The 15,803-nt window shown below is 43.5% G+C and carries 15 protein-coding genes and 1 riboswitch; of the genes, 5 read left to right on the forward strand and 10 right to left on the reverse strand.

Going from position 1 to position 15,803, the window contains the following annotated elements; all coding sequences use genetic code 11:
- The first annotated feature begins 24 nt into the window (after positions 1-24).
- The 3 genes from AAEM60_RS02850 to AAEM60_RS02860 all read left to right on the forward strand — a co-directional run bounded on the left by AAEM60_RS02850 (position 25) and on the right by AAEM60_RS02860 (position 2,794).
- Positions 25-999, forward strand: coding sequence for an FAD-dependent oxidoreductase (locus AAEM60_RS02850; RefSeq protein WP_341357336.1), 975 nt, complete (start codon positions 25-27; stop codon positions 997-999).
- A gap of 97 nt (positions 1,000-1,096) precedes the next feature.
- Positions 1,097-1,612 carry a GNAT family N-acetyltransferase gene (locus AAEM60_RS02855; RefSeq protein ID WP_299741569.1) on the forward strand — a complete coding sequence of 172 codons (516 nt, stop codon included), beginning with the start codon at positions 1,097-1,099 and terminating at the stop codon, positions 1,610-1,612.
- A 102-nt stretch (positions 1,613-1,714) separates the two neighbouring features.
- Positions 1,715-2,794 (forward strand): nitric oxide synthase oxygenase, encoded by a 1,080-nt coding sequence (locus AAEM60_RS02860; protein ID WP_341357337.1) that lies wholly within the window; start codon positions 1,715-1,717, stop codon positions 2,792-2,794.
- A gap of 39 nt (positions 2,795-2,833) precedes the next feature.
- On the opposite strand, the gene AAEM60_RS02865 is transcribed toward AAEM60_RS02860, so the two are convergent.
- The 8 genes from AAEM60_RS02865 to AAEM60_RS02900 form a co-directional block, all read right to left on the reverse strand.
- Positions 2,834-3,064 (reverse strand): hypothetical protein, encoded by a 231-nt coding sequence (locus tag AAEM60_RS02865; protein WP_341357338.1) that lies wholly within the window; start codon positions 3,062-3,064, stop codon positions 2,834-2,836.
- An 84-nt stretch (positions 3,065-3,148) separates the two neighbouring features.
- Positions 3,149-3,796 (reverse strand): class F sortase, encoded by a 648-nt coding sequence (locus AAEM60_RS02870; RefSeq protein ID WP_299741574.1) that lies wholly within the window; start codon positions 3,794-3,796, stop codon positions 3,149-3,151.
- Positions 3,797-3,870: 74 nt separating this feature from the next.
- A complete protein-coding gene (locus tag AAEM60_RS02875) occupies positions 3,871-5,223 on the reverse strand; it encodes a copper amine oxidase (RefSeq protein ID WP_341357339.1) in 1,353 nt (450 codons plus the stop codon).
- A gap of 351 nt (positions 5,224-5,574) precedes the next feature.
- Entirely contained in the window at positions 5,575-6,291 is a 717-nt protein-coding gene (locus AAEM60_RS02880; RefSeq protein ID WP_341357340.1) for an anti-sigma factor, read from the reverse strand.
- Positions 6,288-6,851 carry a sigma-70 family RNA polymerase sigma factor gene (locus AAEM60_RS02885; protein ID WP_299741580.1) on the reverse strand — a complete coding sequence of 188 codons (564 nt, stop codon included), beginning with the start codon at positions 6,849-6,851 and terminating at the stop codon, positions 6,288-6,290. The genes AAEM60_RS02880 and AAEM60_RS02885 overlap by 4 nt, the downstream gene beginning before the upstream one ends.
- Before the next feature lie 242 nt (positions 6,852-7,093).
- The gene (gene mreBH, locus AAEM60_RS02890) at positions 7,094-8,098 is read right to left on the reverse strand and encodes a rod-share determining protein MreBH (RefSeq protein ID WP_044339203.1); all 1,005 of its coding nucleotides are present in this window, start codon (positions 8,096-8,098) and stop codon (positions 7,094-7,096) included.
- An 896-nt stretch (positions 8,099-8,994) separates the two neighbouring features.
- Positions 8,995-9,498 carry an acyl-CoA thioesterase gene (locus tag AAEM60_RS02895; protein ID WP_113968670.1) on the reverse strand — a complete coding sequence of 168 codons (504 nt, stop codon included), beginning with the start codon at positions 9,496-9,498 and terminating at the stop codon, positions 8,995-8,997.
- Positions 9,499-9,589: 91 nt separating this feature from the next.
- Positions 9,590-10,783, reverse strand: coding sequence for a nucleoside transporter C-terminal domain-containing protein (locus AAEM60_RS02900; protein ID WP_341357341.1), 1,194 nt, complete (start codon positions 10,781-10,783; stop codon positions 9,590-9,592).
- Between the two features lie 137 nt (positions 10,784-10,920).
- Positions 10,921-11,022: riboswitch (purine riboswitch) on the reverse strand.
- A gap of 191 nt (positions 11,023-11,213) precedes the next feature.
- Here AAEM60_RS02900 and AAEM60_RS02905 point away from each other — a divergent pair.
- Positions 11,214-13,037: a solute:sodium symporter family transporter gene (locus AAEM60_RS02905; RefSeq protein WP_299741589.1), complete on the forward strand. Its 1,824-nt coding sequence runs from the start codon at positions 11,214-11,216 to the stop codon at positions 13,035-13,037.
- Between the two features lie 68 nt (positions 13,038-13,105).
- Here AAEM60_RS02905 and AAEM60_RS02910 read toward each other — a convergent pair whose 3' ends face one another.
- Together AAEM60_RS02910 and AAEM60_RS02915 are read right to left on the reverse strand one after the other, a co-directional pair.
- Entirely contained in the window at positions 13,106-13,234 is a 129-nt protein-coding gene (locus AAEM60_RS02910; RefSeq protein WP_299741591.1) for a YflJ family protein, read from the reverse strand.
- 277 nt (positions 13,235-13,511) lie between these two features.
- Positions 13,512-14,801 (reverse strand): MFS transporter, encoded by a 1,290-nt coding sequence (locus tag AAEM60_RS02915; protein WP_299741593.1) that lies wholly within the window; start codon positions 14,799-14,801, stop codon positions 13,512-13,514.
- Between the two features lie 187 nt (positions 14,802-14,988).
- Here AAEM60_RS02915 and AAEM60_RS02920 point away from each other — a divergent pair, with 187 nt between their 5' ends.
- A complete protein-coding gene (locus AAEM60_RS02920) occupies positions 14,989-15,570 on the forward strand; it encodes a hypothetical protein (protein ID WP_341357342.1) in 582 nt (193 codons plus the stop codon).
- The last annotated feature ends 233 nt before the right edge of the window (positions 15,571-15,803 follow it).

Raw genomic sequence — 15,803 nt, forward strand, 5'->3', positions numbered from 1 at the left:
TGAAAAAAGAGAGGATGAGAAGAAATGACAACGAAAGAAGTGATTATCATAGGTGGCGGTTTGTCGGGAATCATGGCTGCCAGAACGTTAATAGAAAATGGAATAACGGATATCCTGATCATTGAAAAGAGTAAAAGTGTCGGAGGGCGACTCGCCACAAGAAGGATACAAAAAGGAAAAGCGGATCACGGTGCCCAATTCTTCACAGTGCGTTCCGCAGGACTTCAAAAGGATGTAGAGAATTGGCTCCAGTCAGGCTGGATCAAAAGATGGTTCGGCAACCCCTACCCGCGATACACCTCCGTTAATGGAATGAACGCCCTTGCCCAAAAACTGGCCGAAACACTTCCTATAAACCTCAACACAAAAGTCTTCTCCATCCGTGATGGGAGGGACGGACCTCTGGAAGTGGTGCTGGATAATGGTGAAAAGATCATTGGGGAACATATCATTGTAACGGCTCCCGTACCTCAGGCCCTTACATTGCTGTCTGAAGTCAGGGGCACGGCGCTGTTGAACACTATCACATTCGCTCCATGCTTTGTAGGTATGTTCACCTTTGTTAATGAGAGCATCGTACCTGCACCGGGACATAAAGACGAACAGCTGCCCCCGGGAGTAGAACGGGTGGTGGATCATCACAAGAAAGGAATTTCTTCTACCGTAACGGTGAGTGTGTATATGAAGGGAGTCTGGTCGAAGAAGCGCTTTGACCTGGAGGACGACACCATTTTGGGTGAAATTCAGAAGGTTGCAGAGCTTCATCTGGGAGAGGGAAATCAATTGGTCGATGCTCAATTGAAACGTTGGAAATATGCTGAGGCAGAAGAAGTCCTTCACTCTCCTTATGTGGAACTTGGAAGTGATAAGCGGGTTATGGTTTGTGGAGATGCCTTTTTAAGGGAAAAGGATGAAGCAGGACGAACACGGTTTGAAAGTGCTTATTTATCCGGGATTTCAGCCGGGGAAAGAGTGGCAGAAAAGCTGAAGGGAACATGAACTGTGTAAGGTTGATTGTGGGGGTTCAGTATAACCACCTTATCATCAAGAAACACTAGAAGAGTACATTAATTCAATGATAAGAAGAGGAAATAAAATGAACATACAACTAAAGCAAGCGAACCCTGACCATCTCGACACGATTATGGACGTTTACTTGAGATGTAAAAAGGATCTGGATGAAAAAGGATTACTTCAATGGAATGAAGTCTACCCGAGCCGTGAATATTTTGAGGAAGAAATGACCAATGAAAATCTGTACGTACTCATGATAGATGAAAAAATAGCAGGATCCGCGACCCTGAATGAATGGCAGTCCCCGGAATGGTCCGAGATTCCTTGGAGATTTGCGAAGGAGTGGGTGATTCATGCATTGTTTCTTGATCCCCTTCAGCAGGGAAATGGATTGGGGAAAGTTTTCATGGGGAAGTGTGAAGAGCTCGCTCGTAAAAAAGGGTTCGAGAGTATCAGATTAGATGCGTATTCGAGGAACACGGGAGCCAATTCCCTTTATGAAAAAATGGGCTATGAGTACCGGGGATCGGTCTATTTTACCTCTAAACCAGAGGGACATCAAGAATATCGATGCTATGAGAAAGCCCTGACTCTCTAAGATTCAATGGTTGTTCATATGTACCAAGGAAAAGAACATAGGATAAATGGTATACTTGAAGGTACAGTATGCGCTGAATAAGATAGCAGGGAAGCGATTATATTGACACCGATTTTGGATGAGGCGAGGGCCTTCATTGAGCAATGTTATCAGGAACTGAATAAAAGCGAATCAGACATGATGCTTCGCTTACAACAAATAGAAGATGAACTAAAAACAGAAGGGACTTATACCCATACGAGGGAAGAGCTTATGCACGGAGCCAAGATGGCATGGAGAAACAGCAATCGCTGTATCGGCCGGTTGTTCTGGAATTCATTGAACGTATTTGACGAAAGGGATGCCTCCACTGAAGATGAGGTGTTCGAAGCGTTAGAACGGCACCTTGACTATGCTTCTAATAACGGTAGAATACGTCCGACGATTACCATCTTCAGACCGTCACAGCGACATCAACCGGACATCCGAATATGGAATCATCAATTGATCAGATATGCTGGCTATGTGGAGGATGGTCAATATATAGGCGATCCCCATTCCATTGCGTTTACCAAGAAATGCGAAGGGTTCGGCTGGAAAGGGCAGGGGACTCACTTTGATGTCCTGCCTTTCGTCGTGCAGATCGGGGACGGACCTCCACAGTGGAAAGAGATTGATCTTAATCTGAGATTGGAGGTTTCCCTGCGTCACCCTGAATTTGACTGGTTTCAGGATTTGGGGTTGAAGTGGTATGGAGTCCCGATCATTTCTGATATGGAATTGAAGATAGGAGGCATCTCCTATAAAGCGGCTCCGTTTAACGGCTGGTATATGGAAACGGAAATCGGCGCACGGAATCTTGCGGACGAGAATCGCTATAATCTTTTGCCGAAAGTAGCGAGCTGCATGGGGTTGGAAATGTCGAGAGCGGCAACGTTGTGGAAAGATAAAGCGCTGATCGAGTTGAATATCGCCGTGCTCCATTCCTTTAAGGAAGATGGGGTAAGCATCGTGGATCATCATACGGCTGCCCAGCAGTTCCGCTTGTTTGAAGAGAACGAGAAGAGCGCTGACCGTGATGTGACCGGGGATTGGACATGGTTGATTCCGCCTGTGTCACCGGCAACGACTCATATTTTTCATAAAGAATACGACAATACGTGGAATACGACGAATTATTTCTATCAGGATAGACCTTATTAAGGGGAGCTGTTTTCTGTTTCGTGCAGAAAGCAGCTTTTTTCAATACGTAAAGGGCGGGCGTTTGGACACCTCATAGTATTGAAACCAAAACCTGAATTCATCAAATAAGACAGGACCATCGAATGTGAAATTCTCAAAGAAATCCTCAAGCAATTCTGCGTCGGCATCATCCATAATGCCAGTCACATAAAGAGGCGTCTTGAATCGTTTGTATAAATCCTCATATCCATAAAAGCTAAACAGATCTTGCAGTTGTTGTTCATTCATCATCTTCACCTTCCTTACTAATAGGTTTTCTCTATCTTGTAAAAATATCCATAAAAAAACAGCAGCGGAAGGAGTCCGTGCTGTTTTTTATTGCTTCAATTCTGTATAAACGACCAGGCGCTTGCTGTAGTTTCTTGAGGAACGGTCAAAGTCACCAGTGCAAGTGATCAAATTAAGGGTACTGGCATGGGAGTATCCAAAGATTGATTGAAGGGGGGCGTCATTCCAAGGATATTCCTTCATGTCTGTTACAACGAAGGTTCGTTCTTCGCCATCTTTATTCTTTACAATGATTTCATCACCTTTTGAAACCTTGTTCAGGTTATAAAAAATAGCGGGACCATTCCGGCTGTCTACGTGACCCCCGATGACGGCATTACCCGGTTCACCCGGCATATATCCACCTTCGTACCATCCAGTCTTTTCGAAACTTTCCGTTACGGCCATTTCCCCGTTTTCCTTTAATCCGACAGCTTCTACAGGTGCCGATAAATCGATCGCCGGGATTTCAATGGTCGTTGGCACGATTCCACTTCGCTCATCTTTAATGATCGTTTCAGCAAATGGGGAAGGGGAAGTAGTGGTACTCGCCATTTGAGCTTTTGGCTTTTCCTCTTGCTTTTCGATTGTTTGTGTTTTCGCTTTATCCTCTTGAGAACTTGAACTTAATCCTGCAGAACAGGCAGAAATGGGCAATAGTACAAGCACAAGTAGTACAACCCTCATAGTATACATTATGTGAAGCCACTCCTTTCATCTTCACACTGGGGGACGGACCTTAATAGGTCCGTCCCTCTCATCTTTTCCTATTATTTTTTGTGTGTAGCGTATTTTTTCATTCCGAGTGTTGTTCCACCAGCGATGATTAAGAGCGCTGCAAGAAGGAACTCGAATGGGAATTCGTTTCCGGCTGTTCCACCCATACCGGTGTTTGGCATTTCAGAAGGCATATTGGCTTTGAATTTGTCAGGGAACTGATCGGCAAATGCTCCTGATAATCCTTTTGCCGGATTCAGCATATGCTCATACGCCATACGGATTTGCTCCCATGATTTTTCATAATCCCCGGCTGCATAGCTATCAAATGCTCCAACAAGTTGCTCAACGTGCATTTGAAGTCCTTCTGCAAGGGCGTCAGATTTCAAACGGCCATCCGTTGCCGTTTCAAGGAATTTGGAGAATTCTGCACGATATCCATCCAGGTTCTTAAGGGCTTCTTCTTTTGCTGCTTCATCTTCAGCACCTGTTGCTTCAACATAATCAACGAAGAATCCGATGTGCTTTGACCACATGTCTTTAAATTGGTTACCTGCTTCTTCACCATATACAGAAGCGATCGCTGCAGACAGGTCTTCAGTATTAGCATTCAAGGCACCAACAGATGCATCGAAGTCTTCTGATCCGTCAATCCCGTTTTGCATCGCCATCGTTGCAAGGGCAGCATGCTCTGTTAATAAGTGGTTAAGGGTTGAACGTAAATCAGTTGCGGGTGTTACAGCCATCGTATTTTCAAACTTCTCGGGATATTGATCCGTAATGGCACTTGATAATCCTTTTGATACCATTCCCATATGTCCGATTGCTTCACGCTCGTATTCGTAAGCCTTTTCATAGTCTCCGGCTACATAGCTGTCAAATGCACCGATCAGTTGGTTGATATGCATTTGAAGTCCTTCTGCCAGACTATCAGATTTTAAACGTTCACCCGTTGCCGTTTCAAGGAAAGTAGAAAACTCTTCTTTATAGCCTGCGAGATTTGCAAGTGCTTCATCTTTTGCCGCTTGATCTTCAGCACCCGTTGCTTTTACATAGTCAACGAAGAACCCGATGTGATTCGTCCAAATCGTATTGAATTGATTACCGGCTTCTTCACCGTAAACAGAAGCGATCGCTCCTTTTAAATCGGCTGCGTTATCATTCAGGGCACCGGCTGCTGCGTCAAAATCTTCAGCGCCCTCAGCTCCGCGTCTCATCGCTTCCACTGCTAAGTATGCATGCTCAGTAAGTAAGTGATCTAATGTTGTTCTTAATTCTCCTGCTGGAGTATCCACTTTCACCTCGTGTGAATGATCTTCACCGTTGTGGGCTGAAACTGTACCTACAGTCGGTACTAGTAATGTCATACTTAATGGGACCGCTAAATAACTTTTTTTCATTTTCATATTGGAATCTCTCCTTTTGGTTTTTTTATATTTTCATAGAGCTAACGAGAGGAGTTGAAACTTGGATCACTTTTTTTGAAAAAACTTTTGCACTTTTTTTTAGAAAGAGATAAAAGTAGGGTGAAAGTATGTAGAGAGTGGGGTCTTCTTTAACTATGTATCCTTAATAAAAGAGTAGAAAAGATTGTAGCGGGATCTGTAATAGATTTGTACAACTTCTGTTCTAATAGGACTAAATTCCCTAGTTCTATTTTCTTGAACATCCAGATGTGCTAAAAAAATATGGGTGCTTTCTTAATGAAAATATAAAAGCCCAGCAGTAATGGACTGCAGGGCGAGGAGAAAAGATTATTAAATTTCTGAAGCCAGCACAATTTCTCCCTGTGGAAGCTGGCTATCGGCATCCGGTTCGAGTGTAATGGCCACCGTATCCCAAACTTTCTTTGTGAACTCTTCGTTAAACTTAAATACAACCGATCCTTTGCCATCTTTACTCGTGACAAATGTTCCGGCACGTTCAGGTTTGTCGTCTTTAATGAGCCATACCTGATAGACTTCTTCGTTAGAAAGATCCTGAAGCTCAGAAGCCTGGACAACCATGCTTGTCTGTTCACCCTGCTTAATGATACTGGCTGTTCCCTTGGCATTTCCACTGACGGCAGCGAGGTCGACATATTGTACTACCTGATCGATGGTTGCTTGTTCCACCACTTCGTTTTGATCCTCAAGCTGCGTAAACAGGTACGCATTCCCGACTAAGGAAAGGGCCAGGGCGGCTGCGACAGAAGGGAGGAACCACGCTCTCTTTTTCTTATTGGAGAAAGGTCCGACCTCAGCTTCTGGCTTCTCTTCACCCAGAATGTTAGCCAAAACACGGTCTTCCAGGTCTTTGGGGGGCTCGACAACATCAGATGCGAAAGGCATATATTCTGCTAACTGCTCCAGTTCATGAAGCTCTTCCCGGCACTGGGGACAGCTTTCCAGATGCTTTTCAAATTGGGCTCTCTCAAGTTCAGATAAATGACCGTTGTAGTAATCCAGTAAGTGCTCGCATTGGTGTGTAGTCATTCGAATTGACCTCCTTTCCCTTTAAGACACGTGTGTAAATGCTTTAGCGCCAAACGTATTCTTCCCTTGACAGTCCCTAGTGGAGTGTCGGTGGAATATGCAATGGATTGCTGAGTCAATCCTTTAAAGTAGAATAATTGCACAATGTGTTGCTGGTCTTCTTTTAACGATTGGATACACTCCCGAATCGCTGCCCCTTTTTCCTTCCATTCCAATTGATCAGCCGGAGTTTCGTAGGTGACCTGCAGGGAGTCCTTCTCAATATATTCAACAGACTCATGTTTCTTTCGTCTGCGGATTGCATCGAGGCAAGTGTTCCTTGTCATCGTTAACAGCCAGGACGAAAACTTCCCTTTACTGTGATCATACGGAGAGTGCTTTTTCCAGAGCTTCATGAATACCTCTTGAATCACTTCCTCGGCGATTTCACGGTCTCCTGTCATTTTATATGAGAAAGAATAGATCAGTTTTTCATATTGTTGATAAAGCTGTCGCAGTGCAGTCGAATCTTTGGCTAACACTTGTTGATACAGTTCTAAATCGTGACGATCATTGGGCATAAAACGCTCCTTATCTTTGACATGAATACAATAAGGATACTAAACAACGGAGCTGAACTCAATTTTAAAAAGCTAACGTAAGAAATAAGAATTTGGATCATAAATGTTTGGGGAAATTGTTAGTGGGGTATACAAATGAGTTTGAAGTGGGAGCTGGACTTGTCTATCTCATTATGCGGCGATAAAGCAATTGAATATTCCCCAAAACAAAATCCCCCAAATCATTGGGGGATTTCTCCAGCTTATTTTACTTTTTGTAACTTATCAATCACGGATAAAGAACGTCCTGTTCCGATTGCCACTGATTCAAGCGGGTTAGGAGCTAAGTGAACCGGTACAACGATCTCTTGGCTTAACCAATCTTGAAGTCCGTTCAATAATGCTCCGCCACCAGTCAGGATTACACCGCGGTCAACAATGTCACCGCTTAGTTCAGGAGGACAATTTTCCAATGTTGCACGGATCGTTTCCAGGATGTGAAGAAGAGATTCTTTCAACGCATCTTGAATCTCATTGGACGATAGTTCAATCGTTTTTGGAAGACCGGTAACCAAGTCACGTCCACGAATATCCATCGTTCTTTCCTCATGGTCGATCAGTGCTTGACCCACTTCGATTTTTACCAATTCAGCCGTTCTTTCACCGATCAGTAGATTGTAGCGTTTGCGTACGTATTGAACGATGTCTTCATCCATTTGGTCTCCGCCGATACGGATCGTGTTACAGGAAACAACACCGCCATAAGAGATGATCGCAACTTCCGTTGTTCCGCCACCGATATCAACGATTACGTTGGCGACAGGCTCGCCTACAGGCAAGTCAGCACCGATCGCAGCAGCGACAGGTTCTTCAATAAGTGTCACTGATTTCGCGCCGCTTCCTCTCACTGCATCCTGAATCGCTCTTCTCTCGACACTCGTTGCACCAGAAGGCGTACACACGACAACCGTTGGCTTGCGGATGGAAAATCCAAGTTTTTTACTCGCTTTTTTCATCACTTGTTTTAACATTTCAGTTGTCACATCAAAGTCGGCAATCACACCATCTTTAAGTGGGCGTACAGCCACGATCTTTCCTGGCGTTTTCCCGATCATGCTCTTGGCTTCGGTTCCAACCGCCAATACCGTTTTATTTTCTGTGTCAATCGCCACAACAGATGGTTCATTAAGTATAATTCCTTTATTTTTACTATAAACAAGTATATTTGCAGTTCCTAAATCGATACCAATTTCAGAGTTTGATAACATCAATATTCCTCCAACTATAAGAATTCTAGACAGTATATCCTTCTATACAGTATAGGAGATTTCTGTCGGTTATGAAGGTGGAGATATTTACCACCGACAAAATGTTACAAAGTATGACAGATATGAAAGCGTTAACGAAAAAATAAAAAGCTTGTACGGAGGTGTTTTGTATACCTGGGTGTGTATATGAGGGCGGACCTTGAAATATTGTTCGTTAAAAAAATTTAAACGTTCTGTAATATAGGTGGGGAGATTTGGAGTAGTCGGATGGTGGTGAGGGGAGTGATTGTGAAGGTTGGATTGGTCTTTGGGAGGAGGGTGTGGGGCAAAAGTAGAGAGGAGGTGTGGGAGGGTGTCGAAGGTAGGCGAGTTTTCTTTGGGCTGTAACTAAAATGGGAAAATCGGGTGGAATCGGCAATTAACATAGGGAATTGCATTTTTTTGGAGTGGAATCGCTATTAATGTTGGCTGAAAAGAGGGAGGAGATGGATTTTGGATGGAAAATGAGAAGAATTTTAGGTAACGAATTCAAGAGATCAGCGGAATTCCCGATATATCAGCGAAGTCGGTTCATATATCAGCGAACTAGGTCCACATATCAGCGAAATTCTGGATATATCAGCGAAATCGGTCCATATATCAGCGGAATTCTCAATATATCAGCGAACTGCCATTTCGCCTTCTTAAATAACACTATGAATTCTCCTACTTTTAATAAGCGTAATAGGAGAAGAACCCAAGATAACGGCGAAAATCAGAATATAACGGCGATATTTTAAATATAACGGCGAAATCTCTGATTTAACGGCGAAAATCCAATTATAACGGCGAACAGACAAATTACCAGTTCTCTCCCAACAAAAAAAGAGATGCTCTCATCAAGCATCTCCCCTTCATTAATACGCTTTACGGAAAAACTCCGCAAGTTCCTGACTATGTTTTTTGCGGGCTTTACGATGTTCTGCACGGTTCTTGGCAGTTTCGTTCAACCATTTTTCCTCTTCTGTTTCCGGTACGACTTCCGCAATGACGGCTGGTTTATTGCCTTCTAAAGCAACAAAGGTCAAGAAGGAGATGGCTGCCACATTGGTTTCCCCTGTTAGAAGCACCTCTGAAGTGACCTTCACACATACCTCCATGGAGCTGCGTCCGGTATACGTCACCATCGCTTCCAACGTCACGGCATCCCCGACTTTTATGGGCTGCAGGAAGTCTACGGAATCTGTTGAAGCCGTGACGACGGGCTTGCGGGCGTGACGGGTAGCGGCAATGGATGCCACGTCGTCTATATAGGCCATCAGTTTTCCACCAAACAATGTACCGTGATGGTTGGTGTCGGGTGGAAGAACGTGGGTCGTTTTACTTGTTTTCGTTTCTTTCATGAACTTTTTTTCTCTCAATGAATTCACCTTCCGTTATCAATGTGCAAAAAGATTGCTACCTTATACTATTCACTAAAGTGGGGTGGAAGAAACATGAAAACAGAAAAAGTTATAGAAATATACTAATGATAATGGCCGTTATGAAGCTCGCCAGTGTTCCTGCGATGATGGCCTTCAAGCTTAATTTAGAAACCATAGGTCGTTGTGTCGGCTCTAAAGAACCCAAGCCGACAATCAATTGTCCGATCGAAGACAGGTTCGCAAAGTTGCAAAGGGCAACGGAAAGAATGGCAACGGTCTTAGGGGAAAGCTCGCTCATCATTCCTGATAGTTCTTTGTATGCGACGAACTCATTCACAGAAAGCTTCGTCCCGATGATGGAGGCTGCACGGAACGCTTCATCCATTGGAATACCGACGAGTAGTGCCAGTGGATAGAACAGGTAGCCGAAGACCGTGGAAAGACTCATGTCGACAGCACCCAGTAATCCGTTGACGAGAGCAAGGATCCCGATAAACGCGATGAGCAGTCCCCCAATATTGATGGCAAGTTGTGTACCACTGAGGGCACCTTCGGAAATCGCTTCGAATACGTTTGTATGAGTGGTTTTTCCTAACGAAATATCTCCATTCGTCTTGGACTCTTCCGTTTCAGGTTCGATGATTTTGGCCATCACAAGAGAGACGATTGGCACACTAAAGACGGATAGAAGAAGGAATTTCATGTCGATTCCCATCAATGAGTATCCGATTAATATCGCTCCGCTTGCTGAAGCTGTTCCCCCAACCATCACGGCAAAAAGTTCTGAACGAGTCAACTTCGCTAAATAAGGCTTAATCAAAAGAGGAGCCTCTGCTAATCCGAGAAAGGAATTCCCAATGGCATTAAAGGATTCAACCTTGGTTGTACCAAGGATTTTCCCCAACCCGATTCCGATATATTTTACGAAAAACGGGATGATTCGCAAGTAATAAAGAGCCGAAATGAGTGCAGAAATAAAGATGATCGCACCCAGGACATTGATCGCGAAAACGAATGAAATATTCGTCCCTTTTTCGAAGAATCCACCGAATACGAACATGATTCCTTCATTGCTGTAGTCGATGACTTTCTGTACGCCTAAGGCTGCTTTTTTCAAAATGGTTTGTCCAAATGGGACTTTTAATACAAACAAGACAAGCAGGAACTCAAGACAGATCCCGATGATGATCGTACGCCATTGAATGGCTGAGCGGTTGCTGCTCAACAGCCATGCTAAAAATAGAACTCCAAGTAATGATAATACGCCATATACTAAACTCATAATACCAATCCCCCAACATGTAATCTTCAACGAATTCTCAGGTTTACGTCGTATGATGTCTGACCTCTCAGGGAAATAAAAAAAGTGCATGAAGACATTCTCTAAAAAATAGGGAAAGTCTCCATACACAAACAGCATATAGAAAAGACTTTCCTTATAGTCCGGCACTTTACGGCTGCCAGGTAGAGACTTATGGTCCATATCACCATAGATATATAAGGAATTCGTATGAAGTTGATTTGAAATATGTTTTCTACTCTATCACACGATTGAAGACTATCACAATAGTTTTTTTGAAAAGAAAAGCATGGAAAAACGTGGTGGTTCATTTTTACTGTTTTTAGCAAAATTCCAAAAATAATAGTTTACTAGTATAACATTTGGGGAACTTTCACAAACACATGTAGTAAATATGAAGGGAAGAGGATGCATGTTTGAAAGTGGATTGCTATTTACTCTATTGTCCTGTGTGTTTTTTATGGGGCTGGTTGCTTGGGTTTCATACATAAAGACCAAAGGATCATTGAACGACTCGACAGGATATTTTTTAGCCGGAAGAGGATTGACTGGAACGTTTATCGCTGGTTCCTTACTTTTAACCAATTTATCAGCTGAACAGTTAGTTGGTTTGAATGGACAAGCTTTCAGGGCGAACCTTTCGAATATGGCGTGGGAAGTGACAGCCGCCATCGCGATTATCATCATGGCCTTATATTTGCTTCCGAAGTATTTAGGAAGAAGCTTCACGACGTTGCCCGAGTTTCTGAATCAGCGCTATGACAAAGGGGTTCGTCAGTATACAACCATCCTCTTTATGCTGGGGTATGTATTTGTTACGATCCCTTCCATGCTTTATTCAGGAGCACTAGCCGTTTTAAAATTATTTGATGTCCCCGACCTCATGGGCATTTCCTATACACAATCAATCTGGATGATTGTGTGGGTGATCGGGATCATCGGCAGCATTTATGCCATCTTCGGCGGACTGAAAGCCGTTGCGATTTCCGATACGTTGAATGGAGTCGGACTCCTGATCATCGGGATTCTCGTTCCGATACTGGGGTTTTATGCTTTAGGAGAAGGAAGTTTCCTATCAGGTGTGAAAGAGATTGCCACCAACAATCCGGAAAAACTGAATTCGATTGGTTCATCTTCAGATTCAGTGCCGTTTTCAACGATTTTTACCGGAATGATTTTTGCGAATTTATTTTATTGGGCATCAAACCAGTACGTGATCCAAAGGACTCTGGGGGCTAAAAACTTAGCAGAAGGACAGAAGGGTGTCCTCATTTCGGGGTTCTATAAGCTGCTTGTGCCGTTCATGATGATGCTTCCGGGAGTCATTGCATTCCACCTTTATGGAGATTCTTTGAAAAGTGTGGATCTGGCATATCCGGCTTTAATCAATGCGGTCCTGCCGTCTTACTTAACAGGCTTCTTCTTGGCCGTGCTACTGGGAGCGGTGTTGAGCTCGTTTAATTCTCTATTAAATAGTGCAGCGACTTTATTTGCACTGGATATCTATAAGCCTCAGTTCAATCCCGATGTCAGTGATCAGAAGCTGATCACGATCAGTAAATGGTTCGGTGCTGCACTCGCAGTCGTTTCTATGTGTGTGTCACCTATGTTAATAAACGCGACAGATGGCTTGTGGGACCTGATTCGAAAGTTCACAGGATTCTTCAATATTCCGATTATCGTCGTTCTATTGGTGGGAGTGTTCTCAAAACGCATCCCGGCTTTAGCCGCCAAAACAGTCATTATTCTTCACGTGTTCACGTACTATATGCTTGTATGGGGAACAGGGCATCTATTTGGATTCACGATAAACATTAACTTTATCCATATCTATGGAATCCTATTTGTTTCAGAAATTGTACTGATGGTCTTGATCGGCTGGTGGAAGCCGTTGAAGAAACCATACGAATATCGTTACAATCCCAAGGTGGATATGATGCCTTGGAAATATAGCATTCCATTGTCCATCGTGCTCATGGCGTCCGTAGTGCAAACATATTTCTTATTTTCTCCTGTTGGACTGGCATATGAAACAAGTGTCATTTCACCTTACTTCTGGCCAGCCACAATCGGATTGGCCCTTGTCACCACAGGATTGATCTACTGGTCAATGAAGAGCTGGACCCGGAAATACCAAGCCTACCTGCTGAAAAACAAAACGTACAAACTAAACCGAACCAAAAAATACTCCCTGCAAAACCTGAACCCAATCTATTCATCAAAGCTGCTAAAATAAAAAGGAGGGACGGACCTTCATTCCTATGACCAGGTCATAGGAATCGAGGTCCGTCCCTCGCTTATGTTTTATTTTATGCGTTCTAATAGGTTTGCCAGAACATGTTTTTTATAGGATTCTACTTTGCGTTCCTCGTAGCGGCGAACGCCTGCTTTTTTTAGTTCTTCCACGTACCAGCCTTTGCTTCCGATATGCATTGAAATAAACATCCTTTCTTTGCGTAGTATTGATTGGAATCTCCGACTAGCTCATTTCACATGAGCTACGCTAAGATTGCTTACGGTTGTACATTGTAACATCTCATTTTTTATGAAAAAAGGGGGTGAAGGGAATTTTTCGGATTCATCCTTTTCTGAAAATTTTTCGAGGAAAATGAAGGGGTCTTAATACAATGCTGCAGTGAGATGATAAAGGTTTTGATTCAAGACTGTAACTTGAAAGAAAAGGAATGATCCGCATCGGATCATTCCTTTTTTAATGAACAGCTTTCTTCAATTCCAATTCTTCTTTTTCAAAACGCTCGAACATGATGAAGAAGAGTCCCGCGCTCACAAGAGCAAGAATCGACAGGATGATGAACGTCCAATCATACCCTAGATAAAGTGACAGGGTGATGGATAGAGGTGCAATGGTCCTTGCAATCGTGAATCGTAAACTTGCTGCTGCAAAGTACTGCCCCCGCATATGATCCGGTGCAAGCTTCGATACAAAGCTTTGCTGGATACCTGCTGTCATGAGCTCTGCGAAAGTGAATACTGCCATCGCAATCACAAACATCCAAACCGAGCTTGTTTGTCCAAACATAAAGATCGAAATGGCGTAAATGACAGAAGAAAGGATGAACACATTACGTTCACGGAACTTCGTGATCCAGCGAGTGATGACCACGGTAAGAAGGGCCACCAGGAATCCATTTTCAGATAGAATTAACCCGAATACCTGCTCACTCACAAGGGTCAATGACCAGTCCCCGAAGCTGAACAGAGTGGCTTGATCCATCACATCTTTAATATATACGGGAATCAGCAGGTCCAATTGCATAAAGGTTTGACCCACGAGAATCCCTGCTAATATGAATAATAAAAACGTTTTGTCTTTAAAAATAACACTATAATCCTTCATCTGATCTGATATCACACTATGCCAGGCTTTCTTTTCACCTTCTGTCACTAAAAGCTTACTTTTATCTCGAGGTGCAGTTTCTCTCGTCATTTTATATAAAAGAAGAGCTAAGAACATGCAAATAAGCGCAGCTGCAATTAATAGCTGGAAGCGGTAGTGAACATAGAAAATTCCGCCAAGTATCGGTCCTACGACTACTGCGATATTTATGGACGTATAAAAGACGGCAAACACGTGACTACGGTCCTTTTCATCCACTACGTCAGCTACCATCGCCTGACTTGCCGGCCAATAAAACGAACCGAATACCCCTACTAAACTGAAACAGATAAATCCGATCATGGCAGAATCGAGCCAAGGTGAACTGGCAAGCCCAAAGATTAAAAAAGCAAAGCCTTGTCCGAAAGCGGAGATGACCATCATACGCTTGCGGCCGAAACGGTCTGCGCAATAGCCTCCCATCAGGTTCGCCAATACTGCAAATACCTGCGAGAGAACCAATAGTAATCCTGCCGTTTGCTTTCCGAATGACTCTGTAAAATAGATCGTCAAAAACGGAAAGAACATCCAGAAGGTGATATTAATCGCTGCTTCCCCAAACAGCCGGACCTTTAAATTACGGTCCCAATCCCGAATTCTCATCTATATTCCTCCCCTCATGAAACGCTAGATGAACTAGAATATCATAGCTCGATAGGACAAAATAAACAAGACTGATTTACTGGTATTTACAAATTTTTTACTGGAGGTGAAATGAATGCGAATGATACCAATTTCCCTTTTTTGAATACATTAAAAGTATCGCAGGGGAAAGGAACGGTGGGTGGAGGTGATTGATAGGCTTATCCTTATTACTGGTGCTTGGACGCAAGTGATCGGAACGGTGATTGCAGCAATTGGCGAAACCATGGTCATACAAGAAGAACGATACAGTCAAGAGCCTCTCGGGTTTCGGTTAGTCTCCATCGGAAATGGATTTGAAGCGGCAGGAAATGCACTTCAAGGTGTGGGAGCTGAAAAGCTCTCGGACGGTTCGTTTGGAGAAACGTTAAGAGTGATCGGTGATTGGATTCAAGCTTCAGGAAACGTAACAAACGTCGCAGCAGCTGAACTCCAATTCGCAGGGAGAGAAGTGGAAGGATTGAACCTTGATATTTTTGGAGACACCGTCCAATCCTTAGGGGCAGGGCTGGAAGCATATGGGGCCACGTTGAGTACGCGGGAGTTTTCAGATCTCCTTGCAGCCGGAAATTCACTTCAATCCCTTGGTGCAGCAATTGAAGCGATAGGAGAAATTTATATTCTAAAGGAAATGAAGGAAATCGGGCTGCAGATCACCGCATTCGGAAGCTATGCCCAGGCAGCCGGTGCGACGATTGCAGCCATTGCTTTAACGAAGCAGTATGGGTGAGCTTTTGATCGAAAGAGGAGGATTTGTTTGGAAAATGTACTAATTACATGATGAATGGAAGGTAGATGGAATCACGGAAGAAGGATACACCGATTGAAAGGGGAGAATTGCGTCTTTTTTTCAGGTTTTTTGCGTCAAAATATAATTTTATGCGTGGTTTTTCAAATTTATGCGTCAAAATTTCGATATATGCGTTTTTTTTCAGTTACACCCAACAGATTGAGCGCTCAGTC

It is taken from the genome of Rossellomorea sp. y25 (genome assembly GCF_038049935.1).
In the GTDB taxonomy this organism is placed as follows: Bacteria; Bacillota; Bacilli; order Bacillales; family Bacillaceae_B; genus Rossellomorea.

Coding starts and splice junctions, on each gene's coding strand:
- AAEM60_RS02850 (WP_341357336.1), top strand. CDS start 25: ATGACAACGAAAGAAGTGATTATCATAGGTGGCGGTTTGTCGGGAATC.
- AAEM60_RS02855 (WP_299741569.1), top strand. CDS start 1,097: ATGAACATACAACTAAAGCAAGCGAACCCTGACCATCTCGACACGATT.
- AAEM60_RS02865 (WP_341357338.1), bottom strand. CDS start 3,064: ATGATGAATGAACAACAACTGCAAGATCTGTTTAGCTTTTATGGATAT.
- AAEM60_RS02870 (WP_299741574.1), bottom strand. CDS start 3,796: ATGTATACTATGAGGGTTGTACTACTTGTGCTTGTACTATTGCCCATT.
- AAEM60_RS02875 (WP_341357339.1), bottom strand. CDS start 5,223: ATGAAAATGAAAAAAAGTTATTTAGCGGTCCCATTAAGTATGACATTA.
- AAEM60_RS02880 (WP_341357340.1), bottom strand. CDS start 6,291: ATGACTACACACCAATGCGAGCACTTACTGGATTACTACAACGGTCAT.
- AAEM60_RS02885 (WP_299741580.1), bottom strand. CDS start 6,851: ATGCCCAATGATCGTCACGATTTAGAACTGTATCAACAAGTGTTAGCC.
- mreBH (WP_044339203.1), bottom strand. CDS start 8,098: ATGTTATCAAACTCTGAAATTGGTATCGATTTAGGAACTGCAAATATA.
- AAEM60_RS02900 (WP_341357341.1), bottom strand. CDS start 10,783: ATGAGTTTAGTATATGGCGTATTATCATTACTTGGAGTTCTATTTTTA.
- AAEM60_RS02905 (WP_299741589.1), top strand. CDS start 11,214: ATGTTTGAAAGTGGATTGCTATTTACTCTATTGTCCTGTGTGTTTTTT.
- AAEM60_RS02910 (WP_299741591.1), bottom strand. CDS start 13,234: ATGCATATCGGAAGCAAAGGCTGGTACGTGGAAGAACTAAAAAAAGCA.
- AAEM60_RS02915 (WP_299741593.1), bottom strand. CDS start 14,801: ATGAGAATTCGGGATTGGGACCGTAATTTAAAGGTCCGGCTGTTTGGG.